At 58.4% G+C, this 15,703-nt stretch carries 13 protein-coding genes, 1 tRNA gene and 1 pseudogene; 10 read left to right on the top strand and 5 right to left on the bottom strand.

Annotated elements, in window-relative coordinates:
* Positions 1-310: 310 nt before the first annotated feature.
* Together FHX76_RS14420 and FHX76_RS14415 are read left to right on the top strand one after the other, a co-directional pair.
* Positions 311-4,006 carry an AAA family ATPase gene (locus tag FHX76_RS14420; protein ID WP_208402746.1) on the top strand — a complete coding sequence of 1,232 codons (3,696 nt, stop codon included), beginning with the start codon at positions 311-313 and terminating at the stop codon, positions 4,004-4,006.
* A gap of 2 nt (positions 4,007-4,008) precedes the next feature.
* The gene (locus tag FHX76_RS14415; protein ID WP_167151763.1) at positions 4,009-4,248 is read left to right on the top strand and encodes a hypothetical protein; all 240 of its coding nucleotides are present in this window, start codon (positions 4,009-4,011) and stop codon (positions 4,246-4,248) included.
* 126 nt (positions 4,249-4,374) lie between these two features.
* On the opposite strand, the gene mscL is transcribed toward FHX76_RS14415, so the two are convergent.
* Complete coding sequence (gene mscL / locus FHX76_RS14410; protein ID WP_167151903.1) at positions 4,375-4,785, bottom strand: large conductance mechanosensitive channel protein MscL; 411 nt, start codon at positions 4,783-4,785, stop codon at positions 4,375-4,377.
* A gap of 100 nt (positions 4,786-4,885) precedes the next feature.
* Between mscL and FHX76_RS16800 the strand changes: the two genes are divergently transcribed.
* The gene (locus FHX76_RS16800) at positions 4,886-5,044 is read left to right on the top strand and encodes a hypothetical protein (RefSeq protein WP_341777982.1); all 159 of its coding nucleotides are present in this window, start codon (positions 4,886-4,888) and stop codon (positions 5,042-5,044) included.
* 14 nt (positions 5,045-5,058) lie between these two features.
* On the opposite strand, the pseudogene FHX76_RS16795 reads toward FHX76_RS16800, so the two are convergent.
* Positions 5,059-5,199: pseudogene (locus FHX76_RS16795) on the bottom strand (FmdB family zinc ribbon protein); the annotation flags it as partial.
* 12 nt (positions 5,200-5,211) lie between these two features.
* Positions 5,212-5,793 carry a 5-formyltetrahydrofolate cyclo-ligase gene (locus tag FHX76_RS14400; protein WP_167151899.1) on the bottom strand — a complete coding sequence of 194 codons (582 nt, stop codon included), beginning with the start codon at positions 5,791-5,793 and terminating at the stop codon, positions 5,212-5,214.
* Positions 5,794-5,858: 65 nt separating this feature from the next.
* Here FHX76_RS14400 and galU point away from each other — a divergent pair, with 65 nt between their 5' ends.
* From galU to FHX76_RS14375, 5 genes are all read left to right on the top strand, one after another.
* On the top strand, positions 5,859-6,758 hold the full coding sequence (gene galU / locus FHX76_RS14395) for a UTP--glucose-1-phosphate uridylyltransferase GalU (RefSeq protein ID WP_167151897.1): 900 nt from the start codon (positions 5,859-5,861) through the stop codon (positions 6,756-6,758).
* Between the two features lie 23 nt (positions 6,759-6,781).
* Positions 6,782-7,483, top strand: coding sequence for a GNAT family N-acetyltransferase (locus FHX76_RS14390; protein WP_167151896.1), 702 nt, complete (start codon positions 6,782-6,784; stop codon positions 7,481-7,483).
* A 36-nt stretch (positions 7,484-7,519) separates the two neighbouring features.
* Positions 7,520-8,656 (top strand): hypothetical protein, encoded by a 1,137-nt coding sequence (locus tag FHX76_RS14385; protein WP_167151894.1) that lies wholly within the window; start codon positions 7,520-7,522, stop codon positions 8,654-8,656.
* A 5-nt stretch (positions 8,657-8,661) separates the two neighbouring features.
* Positions 8,662-9,594, top strand: coding sequence for a DUF1206 domain-containing protein (locus FHX76_RS14380; protein ID WP_167151892.1), 933 nt, complete (start codon positions 8,662-8,664; stop codon positions 9,592-9,594).
* A 51-nt stretch (positions 9,595-9,645) separates the two neighbouring features.
* A tRNA-Ala gene (locus FHX76_RS14375) sits at positions 9,646-9,721 on the top strand.
* 179 nt (positions 9,722-9,900) lie between these two features.
* Here FHX76_RS14375 and FHX76_RS14370 read toward each other — a convergent pair.
* The gene (locus FHX76_RS14370; protein ID WP_167151891.1) at positions 9,901-10,629 is read right to left on the bottom strand and encodes a hypothetical protein; all 729 of its coding nucleotides are present in this window, start codon (positions 10,627-10,629) and stop codon (positions 9,901-9,903) included.
* Positions 10,630-10,759: 130 nt separating this feature from the next.
* Positions 10,760-12,298 carry a recombinase family protein gene (locus tag FHX76_RS14365; RefSeq protein ID WP_167151889.1) on the bottom strand — a complete coding sequence of 513 codons (1,539 nt, stop codon included), beginning with the start codon at positions 12,296-12,298 and terminating at the stop codon, positions 10,760-10,762.
* A 593-nt stretch (positions 12,299-12,891) separates the two neighbouring features.
* Between FHX76_RS14365 and FHX76_RS14360 the strand changes: the two genes are divergently transcribed.
* Together FHX76_RS14360 and FHX76_RS14355 are read left to right on the top strand one after the other, a co-directional pair.
* On the top strand, positions 12,892-14,586 hold the full coding sequence (locus FHX76_RS14360) for a hypothetical protein (RefSeq protein ID WP_167151887.1): 1,695 nt from the start codon (positions 12,892-12,894) through the stop codon (positions 14,584-14,586).
* 858 nt (positions 14,587-15,444) lie between these two features.
* Positions 15,445-15,684, top strand: coding sequence for a DUF2188 domain-containing protein (locus FHX76_RS14355; protein WP_167151885.1), 240 nt, complete (start codon positions 15,445-15,447; stop codon positions 15,682-15,684).
* The last annotated feature ends 19 nt before the right edge of the window (positions 15,685-15,703 follow it).

Genomic DNA, 15,703 nt, shown 5'->3' with positions numbered 1-15,703 from the left:
ATCGCGTTCGATGGGTTGAAACCTAGAATTTGCATGTTCTCTAAGAAACTCCCGGGCAATGCGCCGGTTTTGGCGCGGGGCCGCGTATGGTGACGGTGTGTGGACTGTGGAGAGAAGGCGTAAACCTAACGCCAATAAGCCAGAAACGCCGGCACGCGATGCCGGGCCAAGCGTTGCGGCCACGTCAGGTGTGCCACAACATCCAGAATCGGAATCGAGGCGAATTGACCCTCCTTCCGGTGCCACAGCGCCAGACCCCGACCACTTTTCGAACGACGAGTCTGTCGTTTCAGTTCCTGCGGAGAGTCACTTGACCGCCGTCGACCATTTTGCGGATGAGCACCAGCGCTGGCGGGACCACCTCGGTGCCGTTGGTGGGCGTTCGCCGCTGCTGTATTTCGAAGACATCCCTCGCACACGGCTTGAGCTGTCAACGACGCACCCTGGCGGGTTGCCGCAGTTTATTACCGGTCAGAAGATTCTGCTTTCGAGCCTGATCCGAGACGACCTCGCGCTTCGCAATGCGCGGCTGGCCGCCGGTGAGATCACGGATAAGGCAATCGAGATGCGCAGCGTCCGCGGGTTGGAGACCATCCACCTCGGTATCGGCCTCGCAAAGTGGCAGTTTGAGGGGGAGCAGTTCACTGCGCCCGTACTCATGCGCCCGCTCGCGATCCGTCGCTACGGTCGAGACTTTGAACTCAAGCTGAAGTCACGCCCCTTCTTCAACCCAGCCCTCGTGCGGGCCATGGGGGAGCAATTTGGTATGCAGCTCGACGTTGACGGCTTTGTTGCGCTTTCGCTCGAATCTGGCGTCTTCAAGCCGCAGCCGGTGATTGACCGACTGCGTGCGATGACGGCTCATCTGCCGAACTATGCGGTGCAGCCTCGACTTGTGGTCTCCTCGTTCCATGAGGTCGCCAACGATATGGTGGCTGACGCTCGTGCCCTTGACCACCCGGTGCTCAACGCCGCGGCTGGCAGCGAATACGCAAAGCGACAGATCGCTGAGTCATTTGAGCCGACGGCTGTGCTGCCCCCAAACAGCCGCGGACCAGAAATCGATCGGCTCCTGCTTGATACAGACACCGAGCAGGATGACGTGATCGGCCAGATCGAGGCCGGACACTCCATCGTGGTACAGACCCTTCCCGGAACCGGCGGAACGCAAACGGTTGTTAATGCGGCGAGTGCGCTCATCGCAAAAAACCGCCGCGTGCTCATTGTGTCGTCGCGTCGCGCGACGCTTGATGGAATCACGCATCGCTTCAACCGAGTTGGCCTTGGTGGACTTGCCGTGACGCCGAGACTCCTTCGTCGCAACCTCGTCGAGTCGATTAAGCGGAACGAAACCGCGCAGTCGCCACAGATGGGTGATGTGAACGACGCCCTCGTTCGCCTTCGCAAGGTCATCCTTGATTACCAGGGTGCGCTTGAGGCGAAGGACCCTTCGCTTGGTGTGACGCCGATCGAGGCGGTTCGCGAGCTCACTCGCCTCGCCGTGAGTGAGATCCCGCCAGCGACGACGGCGCGGCTTGATACGGTCGCCCTCGAATCGCTTGCCATGGACCGGGCTGGCATCGCCGACGACCTGACAACGGCTGCCTCGCTTGGACAGTTCCAGTACGGTCCCGACGACTCGCCCTGGTACGGCGTGACGTTCACCGCAACAGAAGACGCTGTCCGCGCCCACAACACGGCAAAGGGCTTGCACTCCACCGAGTTCCCACGCCTCATGGACCTCGCAGATACGCTCATCGAACAAACCTCGATGCGGCCGTACCAAACCCTCTCTGAGCTTGGCATTTATTTGCGGCTGCTCATGGGCATCCGTGAGACCCTCGACCGCTTCACCCCCGAGGTGTACGACCGTTCGCTCACCGAGATCATCTCGGCCCACGCCACGCGCGGGGGCGACGAGATGTCGCCGGCAAACCGTCGACGCCTTCGTAAGCTTGCCCGCGAGTATGTCCGTCCGGGCGTCAACGTGACCGACATGCTTGAGCGCCTCCGCCAGATTCAGCAGCAACGGTTGCTGTGGCAGCGTTACACCTCGGTCGCTGGAACGCGCCCAGAGGTGCCGGTTGGTATTGCTGATGTGCTCGTGAGCTACCAGACCGTTTACGAGGACTGCGCCGCCCTTGACGCCGTGCTTGAAAATACCGGAACCGACCGGGTGCTCAAAGAGCAGTCAATCACCGACGTCCGCCGTGCCCTCGCCGCGCTTGCCGCTGAGTCTGAGGTGCTCCAGAACATCCAGGAGCGCACTGCGCTGCTTGAACGGCTCAACAACGCCCACATGGGCCCGCTGCTCGAAGACCTCTCCGAGCGCCACGTGCCCTCGGACCAGGTCGCAATGGAGCTTGAGCAGGCATGGTGGCAGTCGGCCCTCGAACGGATGCTCCAGACAAATAAGGCCCTGCTGAGCGCGAACACAAAAGTGCTTGACCGGCTCGAAGCCGACTTCAAGCTTGTTGACGATGCCCACGCATCCGCAAACGGCCAGGTCCTTTCGGCGCAGCGCGCCGCGGCCTGGAAGATCGCGCTTGTTGACTACCCGCAAGAGGCGCACGCGCTTCGTGCGCTGCTTCGCGCCGACCGGGCAAACCCTGCGCGGCTCACGAACTCGGCTCCGCACCTCATGGACTTGCTTGCACCGGTCTGGCTCGCGAGCCCGTACGAGGTCTCCGCGCTTCCTGATGGCCTCTCGTTTGATGCTGTGCTGATTGTTGACGCCGGTGCCAACACGTTGGAGGAGACCGTCGGCGCAATCCGTCGAGCTCGCCAGGTTGTTGCGTTTGGCGACCCCGTCACGCAGACTCCATCGTCGTTTGAGATCGCCATCACCGCCCCGAGCGGTGAGGAAGCCTCAGCAGAAGGCGACGTTGACTCGGTTCATGCCCGTTCTGCGCTTTCGGTGCTCACCGACCTGCTGCCAACGTATAAGCTCACCCGCAGTTACCGTGCGGGTGGCGAAGACCTGACTGACCTCGTGAACTCCAGGTTCTATGGCGGACAGATTGAGTCGTTGCCCTGGGCGGGTAGCTTCCTCGGACACCACAGCCTGAACTACGATTTTGTGACGGGTGGCCATGGCCTTCCTGACCGTGAGACCGGAGCCGTGGAAAGCACCGATGCCGAGGTTGATCGGGTTGTTTCGCTGGTTATTGACCACGCTTCCAACCGCCCCCGCGAATCGCTCATGGTGATTACGGCAAGCGCTCGGCACGCGGTCCGGGTAAACCAGGCGGTGCTCGTCGCCTTCGCAAAGCGCCCTGAACTTGGGGAGTTCCTCCTCGGCGACCGGGCGGAACCCTTCGCCGTCATGACGCTTGAGCAGGCAACCGCGCAGAGCCGGGACCGGGTGATCTTTTCGGTTGGATATGGCCGCACTCCGCACGGCCGGGTCCTCTCCAACTTCGGTGCCCTCGGGCGCCCTGGTGGTGAGCGGATGCTTGCCGTCGCCATGACCCGCGCCCGCCGCGCGATGACGATTGTCTCCTGCTTCAAACCCGCCGATCTTGATGCGAACCGGCTCAGGCACGGCGTGGCAGCCCTCGCAGAGGTGCTGGCAGCTGACGAGCCGGCCGAACGCGTCGACGAGATCCCCGGCGAGGTCGACCCAATGTTGCAGGACCTCGCAGACCGCCTCCGTGATCTTGGGCTCAACGTTGCGATTGACTACCGGAACCGGATTCCTCTGGTCGCGTCGTATAACGGCAAAGCAATCGCGGTAGAAACTGATTTTGGCCTTGCGAACGTGAGCATCAGGGAAGCGCTTCGGTTGCGTCCTGCTGTGCTCCGTCGCCTCGGCTGGCACTATCTCCGCGTGCACAGCTTCGACTTGTTCAGCGATCCGGACTCCGTTGCCCTCCGCGTCGCGCAGGTTATCGGGTATACGGATTCTGTTGATGCTCGTGCTGCTTCGGCGACCGTTGGACACGCGACCGGGCTGCAGCACGGTGACGCGCACTTCGGCGACGAGCCACACGCTCGCCGTGCCTAATCATGCTTGAGCAACAAGACTCTGACGATGGGGTCGAACGACCCGTCTCGAATCAGGGCGCTCGGCCGCGCACGCGTGTTTCACGGCGCGTGACGCGTCCTGCCCCTGAGGGGGTCGATCCTACGCCGCAGAACGCTGACGAGATTGTGAAGGCCGCAGAGGATCAGGAACAGGCTTGGGGTGAGGGCGCAGTCGGAAACGATGCCGACCTCAAGCGTAACAAGCCGCCGCACTGGGGCTAGCGCCCTGAGATTGCGGCTCGTATCCAATCTCCTGAGAACATGACTGAGGCCGAATCGTCACACGTGGAATCGTGACGATTCGGCCTCAGTCGTTTGATCGAGACTCACAATGAGCTCGAGAGCGTCTTAGCGCGGGGCGCCACCAGACTGGGCCTGCGCCTTCAGAAGGTCGCGGATTTCGACAAGAAGTTCTTGTTCTGTCTCTGCCAGCGTTGCCTCTGGCTCGCCCTTCTTGGCGCTTCGTTCGCGCAGGGTGTTCATCGGCAGCACAAATACGAAGTAGACGACGGCCGCAATGATGACAAAGTTGAGCGCCGCCCCAATCACCGCTCCGAAGGACAGCGCGCCGCCACCAGGAAGACCTACAACGAGGGCAGTATCGAGGCTGTCGGCCTTGAAGATTGCGCCGATGAGTGGCGTGAAGAGCGAATCAACGACCTTCTGTACCACCGTGTTAAATGCAGCACCAATTACAACCGCGACAGCAAGGTCAATGACATTGCCACGCATCAAGAATTCTTTGAAACCCTTAAACATGGATCCTCCCCGGATAAATAGTGACCCCAGTTTAGGGGGTTGGTTCGGGGCGGCGCCACGAGTCAGATCGTATGTCTCGTTTGTGACAGGGGCTTACGACGTGGCTGTTGTTGACGGGGAAGGTGAGGCTGGTTTGCTTGAGCTCGAGGATGATGAGCCGCTTGAGGACGAGCCCGAGGAATCCTTCGACGCAGAGGTTCCGCTCGCTGAGGAGCCGGAATCCTTCGGTTTGGCGTCTGCACGGGCATCGTTTCGGTAAAATCCTGAACCGTTGAAGGTTACCCCGATGGAGTTGAATACTTTGCGGAGCTTGCCGCCGCACTCTGGACACTCGGTGAGCGACGCATCCGAGAACGATTGGTGAATATCAAACGCGTGATCGCATTCGGTGCAACGGTAGGCGTAAGTGGGCACGTGGCAGGGTCCTTAGGGAAACGTAACGATACGGGTTGGGGTGATCACGCCGGTAACGGGCTGGTCGTGAAGATCGCGAGGCACCGTTTCGAGGAGCTCTCCATCAAAGATAATCGCAAAGATGGGTGGTTGTTGCTGCATCGAACCGATGGTCTTATCGAAGTAGCCTCGCCCCCACCCTACGCGCATACCACCCTCGTCGACGGCGCAGGCCGGAATGAGCATGAGGTCAACGTCGTTCACCGCGATTGGGCCGAGTACTTCGCCGACTGCTTCTGGGACGCCAAAGAGCCCTTCTGTTTCGGTCGAACCGTCGCCAACAACCCAGTCGAGGAGGCCGTCCTGGCGCGAGATGGGAAGCAGCACTCGGATACCGTGCTCGTGCGCCCAATTGAGAAACGGGCGGGTGTTTGGCTCGAAGTTGGTGGGGAGATAACACGAGAGGGATGTGACCTCGTGCTCTGTGATGTAGTTGATGAGCTGGTTGGTGAGGTCTGCTGTGAGCTCATCCGTTGCGGTGCTTGGGGCGTTTCTGCGTCGCTCCCGAATTTCCGCTCGCAGGGCTTTCTTTTGTCTGTCTATGTCCTGGCTCATGGCCTAATCTTAACCACAATTGCAAGGGGTGAAGCTGAATTCGTCCCGGTGACTAGGCTGTAGGCATGACTTTTGACGTGAAAAAAGCTGTCATTCCCGCGGCCGGTCTTGGGACTCGCTTTTTGCCGGCTACCAAAGCGATGCCAAAAGAGATGCTGCCCGTTGTTGATAAGCCGGCCATTCAATATGTTGTTGAAGAAGCCGCGCAGGCGGGTCTCCACGATGTCTTGATCATCGTGGGCCGGAACAAAAATAACCTGGCAAACCACTTCGACAGTGTGCCCGAACTTGAAAAGACACTTGAAGACAAAGGCGACCAGGGCAAATTGGATCGGGTGACTGCTTCGTCTGACCTTGCCGACGTGCACTTTGTGCGTCAGGGAGAACCGAAAGGACTCGGCCATGCGGTCTCTCGGTCGCGCATGCACGTTGGAAACGAACCCTTTGCTGTGCTTCTTGGAGACGACCTCATCGACGAGCGGGACGAACTGCTCACGACGATGATCGCAGAGCTGAAAAACCGGCAGGCCACCATCATCGCGCTTATGGAGGTTGATCCTTCGCAGATCCACCTCTACGGTGCCGCAGCGGTGGAGCTGACCGATGACCCCGACATCGTCAAGGTCACCGGGCTGGTCGAGAAGCCATCGGCTGATGAAGCGCCCTCGAACCTCGCGATTATCGGACGATACGTATTGCGTCCCGAAATCTTTGACGTGCTTGAACACACCCCACCCGGAAAGGGCGGTGAGATCCAGCTCACGGATGCGCTGCAAACGCTCGCAGCCGACGACACGATCGCCGGCGGCGTGTACGGGGTTATCTTCAGGGGCCGACGTTACGACACCGGCGACCGCGCCGACTGGATCAAGGCGACCATCCGGTTGGCAACCGAACGCCCAGATATTGGGCCAGAGCTGGTCGACTGGCTCAAATCCTTCGTCTCAACAATTGACGAGCGCTAATCGCCCATCGCTAGGCTGATCACATGGCCGAACTTGCTCCACCGCTGACGTACCGCGATATCGTGGTGCGTCAGCTTCGTGTGCGCGATGCGCGCCAGCTCGAACGAGTGTTACTTGAGAATCGCGACTGGTTGCAGCAGTGGGAGGCCAGCCTCCCCGGCGTTGCTGGGCCGCTCGTAGGTCAGTACAACATGAGGCAGGTCATCCGCAACCTTCTGTCATACGCCAGGGCCGGGCAGGGGATGCCGTACCTGATCGAGTACAAGGGTCAGTTAGTCGGGCAGCTGAGCGTTTCGGGGCTGAGCGGAGGCTCGCTTTCTTCGGCCTCGCTTGGATACTGGGTGACTCAGGCGAGCGCCGGCCACGGCATCACCCCGACAGCGGTTGCGCTTGTGACCGATTACTTCTTTGTTGCGCGCGGGCTCCACCGCATGGAGATCTGCATCCGCCCAGAGAACGGGCCATCGCTGCGCGTTGTGCAAAAACTTGGTTTTCGCCACGAGGGGCGACGCGATCGTTATATCCATATCGACGGAGACTGGCGCGACCACGAGTGTTTTGCCCTCGTCGCTGAGGAGATTCCAGAGGGCGTGCTGAGCCGGTGGACCAATGGAAGGGTGCTCGAGCAGCCGCTGCCGGGCCAGGCCGAGGTTCCGTCGCCCGATTTTCCCCGCGCCACCGGGGAATCAACGCTGGAGACTCCACCCAACACACCCGCGGCCTAACCGCCCGAAACGTCGTTCATCTCTTACCCTTGAGTCATGACAGGTGACGTGCTCGGAGGCGGTGTATTGGTCGCTGTGACCGCTGCGCTGTGGGCTGTCTATTTTCTCCCGCAGTGGGTGCGTAAGCGGCAGTTCTCGGCAACGGAGCAGAACGCCCTCCGAATCCAGCGCACGATTCGAGTGCTTGCCGAATCCTCGGAGGTCCCAACTGAGGTTCGCCTCGAAGCTACGGCACGCGAGGCTGCCGCACAGGAACGAATCCTGCGAAGCGAGCAGGCAGCACAGGCGGCAATTCGTCGCCAACAGATTTCTCAGGCGGAAGCCGAGGCTACAAAGGCCAAGCGAGTGGCAGAGGCCGCGGCTGCAGAGGCCGCAAAGGTAGCAAAGATGAATGCGGCACGCCTTGCGCGCGCGGCACAAGCGGAGGCAAAGACCATGGCAAAGCCAGTTTCATCCACAGCACCCTCGACCGCCGTTGCGCACGCCCGACGTACGCGGGCGCGACGCGTACGCGCAACTGTTGCCCTCGCGCTTCTCGCCGGTGTGGTCGTGTCAGTTGTTGGCGGTATTTCACTCGCCACAGGTGCCTCTGCTACGGCTCTGATCGTGGGCCTGACCCTCACCGTTGTCAGTCTCCTTGGCCTGCGCGTTGTTGCGCCCCGCCCATCGGTTCAGCGAGTTGCCCAGCCCGCGGTTGTGCACGCCTTTGAACTTGATGAGGACGTCAATACGGCCGCAGCCGTTGAGGCAGAGGTTGCTGAGGACCGTTCCTGGATGCCTCGCCCGCTGCCAAAGCCCCTCTACCTCTCCCGCAGCACGCAGGCAGTTGACGCACTTGCCGCGGCCGATGCTGCAGATCGCCTCCGCCGGGCTGCCGCCCTCGCGCAGGAGGCCCAGCGTGCTGCTGAACGCGCAGCCGAGGTCCCCAACATTGCTCCGCAGCGCGTCGCTCCGGTTCGTCAGCTTGCAGACGCCAACCGCGCAGAGGTAACCCCCGTCTTCGATATCGCGACAACCGCACCTCGCGTTGAGCGTCCTCGCCAGGCCCCGCGAACCGCCGCTGGTCAGTTCCCAGACGCGCGCCGCCTGCGCTCAATGGGCGTTATCGACGAGACCGAACTTGGCACCGCCGACCTCGACGGCGTGCTCCGCCGCCGCCGAAACGTCGGTTAGGGGCCGTGGCCGAACGCCAGCAACACGGGGACGACGGCAGCGAATACGCCAGCGGTCTCGTTGCGTCTGGTGTGGGAAAGGCCGCCAAACACGAGGCATCCGATCGCCGGGCTGAGGCACTCGCAGAAGCCAAGGAACGTGTCGCGGAAGTCGCTCAGCGTACGAACCAAAGCTCAACCGTCCGCGGCATAGCGCGTGCTGGGCTGGCCGCCAACGGGCTTGTGCACATGCTCATCGGTTTTATCGCGCTCACCATCGCGTGGGGAGGTACGGGGAGCGCCGACCAGTCTGGCGCCCTGGCAGCGGTTGCCGCCGGACCAGGAGGCACGCTCGTGCTCTGGATCGCTGGCGTCGCCTTGCTCGGGCTCGCCCTCTGGCAGCTGACCCTCGTCGTCTGGGAGACCGCGCCGAACTGGCGAACGCTGCAGTTTCGCCGGCTCAAGGATGTTGGCAAGGCGATGGGATTCTCGGGTATGGGAATCGCATCGCTCTACTTCGCGATCGGAGGTCGTTCGGATAGCGCCGAGAACTCACGAACATTTAGCCAAGTCATGCTGGGCAGCCCCGGGGGCATTATTGTGCTCTGCGCGGTTGGCGGAACGGTCGCTGGCGTTGGCTTTGGGCTCATCTATCGCGGCGTCTCGCAGAACTTTCGAGAAGACTTCGAGACCCCTGGCTCGCTGGTCACGGACCGCGTTGTCCGGGTCTTTGGCGTCGCAGGCCACGTCGCAAAGGGAACGGCGCTAGTTGTTGTCGGCGGTCTCTTTATCGCTGCCGCGGTGTTCGCAGATCCCGAGCAGGCCGGCGGCCTCGACGGAGCACTTAAATACGTTGCGGCGCTGCCTGCTGGGACCATCCTGCTCACACTCGTGGCGACCGGCTTTATCCTCTACGGGTTTTACCTATTTGCTCGCGCTCGGTACCTTCGCCGGATCTAGGCGCTGGATGCAAAGCGGGGCCACCGAGGTCTGGTAGTGTAACAACCGCAAGGGCCTATGGCGCAGTTGGTAGCGCGCCTCGTTCGCATCGAGGAGGTCAGGGGTTCGAATCCCCTTAGGTCCACCACGTTGTTCTTATTAAAATTCGAGCGTTGAGAAGCTTCGGATTTCAGCGGGGTGTCCTTGACCGCGCGACGATCGACCCAGGAACCGCTAGTTCTGCTTCCTCGCATACAACAAGGCCTGCACTCGATAGTTCGGAAGCGGCACTCGTCCCCTGCTCCAGATCGGCAGCTGATCCAGCCGCTAGTCGCCGATAATCTGGCGACCAACATTATTGAAATCGTGACCCCAGGCCTTACCCCGGTCACCAAACACACCCTGAACACCAGCCATTGCGACCAAGTCCCAGTATCGCTGCAAACTTTCTGCCATCCGCTCATTGAGTCTTCTGTAAAATTCGTCCGACAGCGTGTAGTCGGCGATCATCCGATGGAACAATGCCTCGAGCTCAGGTTCGTTCTCGAGGACGACGTGTTCGGCCGCTTCCCAGAACACTTGCGGGCTTTCTTCACGTTGAGGATTCTCGGCTAGCGCGTCCAAGTAGTAGAAGCGACCCTCCTGTCCATACCGATTCAACGCCGCTACGAGCAACGGCCAAACAGGATCATTCTCCACTGCGGCAATTGCCTCATTCACCCAGTAGCGATGGGTCGCCTTTCCGACATTGTCTCGGATCACCTCTCGCAACAGCCCTTCCATCATGACAATGTTGTGGCGGTACTCGTTCTTGAGCACCTTCACGGGCAACCAGGTGCGATTTTCCGAGACGTGGTTGAGGCCCAGACCGAGCTTCAGCATCTTCTCAACACCAATCGAGAGCATTGTCATGATCGGATCGCGCGTCGTTTCGATGTACGCGGCAGTTTGGAGTGCCCGAACACCGTACGCGAGCAAGTGCTTCGCAGAGTCAGATTCCTGGATGAAGTGCAAGCTTTGAAGCTCCGATAGGTCGTCGTCATAGAGGTTTGGCACGCCTTCATTCTTGCAGAGACTGTAGGCAACCAGAGGGGTTTGGAAGGTGTGGCTCCGCCGATATGCCGCTGAACGAGAGCATCAGTCGTGGTGCGGCCACGGACACCCCTCTGAAAATCGAAGCGCCGCTTTAGCGAATTTTTGGGTGCTGTCGTATATCTGCGTGTTGCTCGTGGAGTTCGACCCGGATCTGTTCAGGCTCGTAGCCGAGGAACACGCGTGCTAGAAGCAGTTGGTTGAGTTCTATTCGCTGTTGGTCGTCTGCAAGTTCATAGACAGTGTGAGCATTCTCAAGAAGGTTCAGAGTTTCATCTACTTCTCGTCTGAGAGCATCAAGATCGGTTTCGGTGGCTGCTCGTTCGATCGTGAGGTGTGCCAGTTCTGATTTGAGGCGTCGTTGCTCGCTGAGAAACAGGTCTTTCGGGACGGCGTCGGCGTAGTGAGCGTCGAGTAGTTTGGCTCGATGCGATTTCAGCTTTGTGATCGCTGCGTCGAGGTCGGTGTGACGTGTTTCATTCAGCTTCTGTTTGAGGTGAAGCTCGGCAAGCATCACCTCTTCAAGATTCTCCCGTTGGCTACTGCTCAGTTCGATGGTTCGGTAGTAATCAACGACGCGCTGTTCAACCTGAGTTACGGGTAACGCCTTTCGCTGCGGGCAATCGGGGCTTCTCTGCTTGTGGCAAACGAAGTACGTATAGGTGGTGCCGTGACGAGTGTAGGTGCTTTGCAGGGTCAGTCGGTTTTTGCATTCGATGCAGAAGACTGTGCCTTTGAGGTAATGGTCGTGAGTTCGTGACCGTTGCCCGTTTCGTTTCGATGACAGAACCTTTTGAACCTTGGCCCATGTGACCGGATCGACGAGGGGTTCGTGGTTGCCGGTGAACTCCTCACCGTTCAGCGTGACGACACCCTTGTAATAGGGGTTCCGTAGAAGAAAGTGAACTGTTCTCACGGTGACCGGTTGCGGGGGAGATGCTGCCCGCGACTTGAGTGTGAGGCCGCGCGTGTTGAGCTCGACTGCGAGGCGACTCACGCTCCATTCACTGGATGCATACGCGGTAAACGCCCAAGCAATATGTTCACCGCGGTCAGGATCAATTATGACGGTGCGGGTATCTTGCCCATTGTGGTCGTATTTGCGCAGGTTGAGGTATCCGAGTGGTGCTCGCCCTGGGGTTCCTCCCTGCTGCACTTTCTGCCTCATTCCTTTCAACACCTCGGTCGCGAGGTTTCGTGAGTAGAACTCTGCGATTGAAGCCATAATGCCATGAACGAGCGCGCCGCTGGGAGTACTGTCGATCACTTCAGTCGTTGAGACGAGACGGGCTCCTGCAGTGGTAATTTTCGCGGTGAGTATTGCATCGTCGCTTCGATTCCTTGCGAGCCTGTCGATCTTGTGAACGATCACGAAATCGAGCGGAGTAGTTTTGATGTGTTCAAGTAATCGTTGTAGCCCAGGTCTGTTGAGTGTGCGACCTGTTCTTCCGCGATCTACGAATTCTGCTGCGACGAGCGCACCCAGTTCTGTGGCCTTACGGCGGATCGCTTCTCGCTGAGCTGGTATAGAGAGACCTTCGCCACCATTGCGGCCGGCCTGATTGCTGGTAGATACGCGGATGTAGGAGACTGCACGGAGGAGAGTGACCGGATGGTGAGATGATGGTTTCATTTCCCCAGTTCAGGTTGAAATCCGGGTTGGTTGAGCATCTACTTCTCTTGATCCTGATGCACGGGTAAGGGGCTACTCGTTTTCTCCTAGTTACTGCTTAGGAGACCGCGCGGTGAGTATGGCTTTTGGGTTGCGCGAGTTCATGTCACTGCACCAGGTGGGGCCCGGGCCAAGTTCTAAAAATGGATTGTTGTGCGTCATTCTGGGAGGTTCTTTCGCCCACGGCGATGTGAGTTGAGTAAGGATTTCGCGGTGAAATGTCGATCAGTCAGGCCCATGACGAGGCTAGGAAAGACGCTCATTTAATGTCGTTGTATGTCTCGTCATTGGTCAAGGCAGTATCGTAAATAGCGTGAGTCGAGTGCAGTCAAAGAACCGTGATTCCCTCGGTACGTTTTTGTTCGGTGGGACGAGGCCGACACGCCGCTATAGCCAGCGTTGACATGTTGATCTGAGCGTAGAAATGCCTACGTGGGAGCCTTAGAGATGCTGCGAAGGAATCGAGAGGATTGCAAATGTTGAGATGGTTGCGCAGAGGGTCGAAACGTGCGGAGCTCGTTGTGTCTAAATGCCTCTCCGCGTCTGAAGCGCATGTGGGAGAGCTTGACGAGGCGGTCGTGTACTTTGTTCATACTGTCGCGATTTCGAAACGAATCGACTTGGGCAGGGCAGCTAAGCGGTTTCTTGACAGCGAGTTCGTGACAAGTGCTGCATGGCCCTCGGATGAAATGGCTCGCCTTCCTTTATCTCTTGCGAAGGTTGAGCGTAGTATGGCGCGCCTGAACCGCAACAAGGCTTGGACGGAAAAGTTAACTGGGTTTTGGTCGTTTGTGGCGGGCGTCTTTACCCATCCAGTGATAGCGTTCCGAGTGCTTCGTATGGTTCAAAGTAGCCGCAACGCAATTTCGACTGGTGTCGTTGAGGACACCGCATCATTTGACACTACGATGTCTGAAATTAAGAACATGCTTCTGAACGTTCAAAAGGTCACGCTTGTTGAGAAGGACATTGATGCGCACTTGTTCTGGAGCGAGCGAGAAGACATCGATGCGTACATCCGTTTCTTTTTGCGCGAGACCAGACATACCATCCAAATCGGAGACAAAGAGAGAACAGTGACCTTGGAACCTCGGGTACTGCTACACCGTGAGGGTGTGATGCAAATCGTGATCGGGGTCCACTTTCCCAGAGGTTGCACTCCTGCCGAGGTTATTGATGCATCTTTTCCGGCAGCACCGGTGTTCAGAACTTCCCGTATACCGGAGCCCTATGCTGCCCCGGGGGCGAAGTGGGTTGGTGGTGATTGGGCTGAAGAGCGGGAAGGTGGTGTTCGAATTCGTGTCTTGGAACACGAGCAACCTTCCTCTGTGACTGACTGGTTGGATACAGTTGTAGGGCGTGTTTTGCACGATATTGAGGGTTTCGAGAGTGGCCCGTCATACACCTATCCCGTGATTATGGTAGGGCCAGGGACTTGTTGCGCAGAATGGGCCGAGAATCATGCGCAGGACATAGCGCGGATGTCGATCCGTAAAGTACCAAATGTCGGTGATCAGATCACGTTGAGCGCCGGACCAAACCTGAGTGCTCACACGGGGATGCGTATCTACGCTACAGCGGGTTCTGCCCTTATAGTACATCTGCGGAAATGGCGCGTTGGTATTCTTGATCTGCATCACACACTCATCTACGAACGAATTGGGCTCGTTTATATTCGACTACGTAGCCTTGAACAAAGGATCGCTGACTTTCGAACGGGCAAGCGCGAAGTGCTCCGTACGTACCGAACAGCCTTGGAACTGGAAAAGGAAGCGCGAGGTGCGTATTACCGTTTTGGGTCTGCTCGCAACATCTCTCGTCATGTTCTGAACGATCTTGGTGGCCCTGAGATCCTTGATGTGGTGCGGAGTGGCACGAGTATGTTGGGAGAAAGGGCGAGCACTCGGGCAAGCGCGCAAGTAGCGAAAGCTTCGAACAGGATCGCATTATTTGGAGTTGTCGTTGCAGTCATCGCAGCGATACCGGCGATACAACCTATATTGAAGCTTATTGAACAACAGCGTGCAGCCGACCCGGAAACGAGTATCTGGGCCGTATTGCAGACCCTCGTGACATCCCCGATCCTTTTCTCTGCGTTAGTTTTGGGTGCGGTCATCCTTTATGGCGTATCTGTTATTGGTGTCCTCCTATACCGTGTTATTCGCTACCTGATGCTGCTCCGTAAGCGAGGCTATCTCTCTCGTATTGAAGGCTACGAGATCACAATTGATGACCCAGTAGACAATTAGCGTTAAGAAAATGAGCCCATGTATCTTGAGCCTGACTTTGGCAAAGTGGTGGTTTCGTTTAGGGGGAATCAGCACCATACGCTGCTGAAGAGCTGGCGCAGGTATATGGGGGAATCGTCAAAGCCGCGAAAGTATGGATCCTCACAGTACTGAGCCCTGTTCAGAGAACTGAAGGCCATGATGAAGACGGTTCAGGCCTTTAGTCGGTTGGACTGTCGTGCGCATTCCGTTGGATGACGGTGAGGGGGGGGGGGGGGGGCAAATGCAAGCGCAGCGTATTCAGGTTTCGCTGCATCCGTTCTTGTAGGTGCATTTTTCTTTCGAGTAGTTCGATCTAGGATCTGAAGCGCTGTCTTTCGACGCTTCCCGTCGTGCGTGTAAAGCGCAACGAGGATGATAAAGATTCGGATGGCTCCATTTAGCAAGATGGTCGCGGACGGGAGGCTTATCCCCAAAAGCAAGAGACTCAGGTGGTCAGGCATTGATAGCTCCGGTTCGAGCCCGGCATAGCCGCTATGTGCTGCCAAGCCCAGCAGGCTCCGATCGGAGTTGGTTTGCGCTTCTTGGAGCGGGCCAACTCAATGGACGCCCCGCTGGGAGCGCGGGACTCAGCACCCGTAGGGTGCCCTCCTCTTCCAGCTTCGGCCTACCGCCTGAAAATCATGCTAACGGATCAAGGTGACCCTCTTTTCGGCGTCCCTGGCCTCAGTCGCAATGATTCGCGCAGGGTGCCATGTGTATCCAGGGCACATGAGACTAGGAGAACAGGCAGACAGTATGCAAATTGTCGGTGAAAGGACTTGCAATGTCAGAGGTGTATGGGAGTGTTGTTGCTAAATAGTGAAAGGAAGTGAGAATATGACAGACGATAATTCAAGGCACGTGGTTCCTAACCCTGATGGTGGTTGGGATGTGAAAAAACCTGGAGCGCAGCGTGCTTCTGGACATCACAGCACGCAGGCAGATGCAGTAGACCAAGCTCGGCAGATCATCCGTAATGCAGGTGGAGGTGAACTAAACATCCATGGTGTAAACGGTGCAATTCGCGCAAAGGATACGATTTCTCCTGGCAATGATCCTCGACGATCAAAAGGATAGAAACTTCGCTGGTGCGGGC

This window comes from Lysinibacter cavernae (assembly GCF_011758565.1).
Classification (GTDB): domain Bacteria; phylum Actinomycetota; class Actinomycetes; order Actinomycetales; family Microbacteriaceae; genus Lysinibacter; species Lysinibacter cavernae.
Note: the sequence above shows the minus strand (reverse complement) of the source record. Positions and strands in the feature narration are given on the sequence as shown.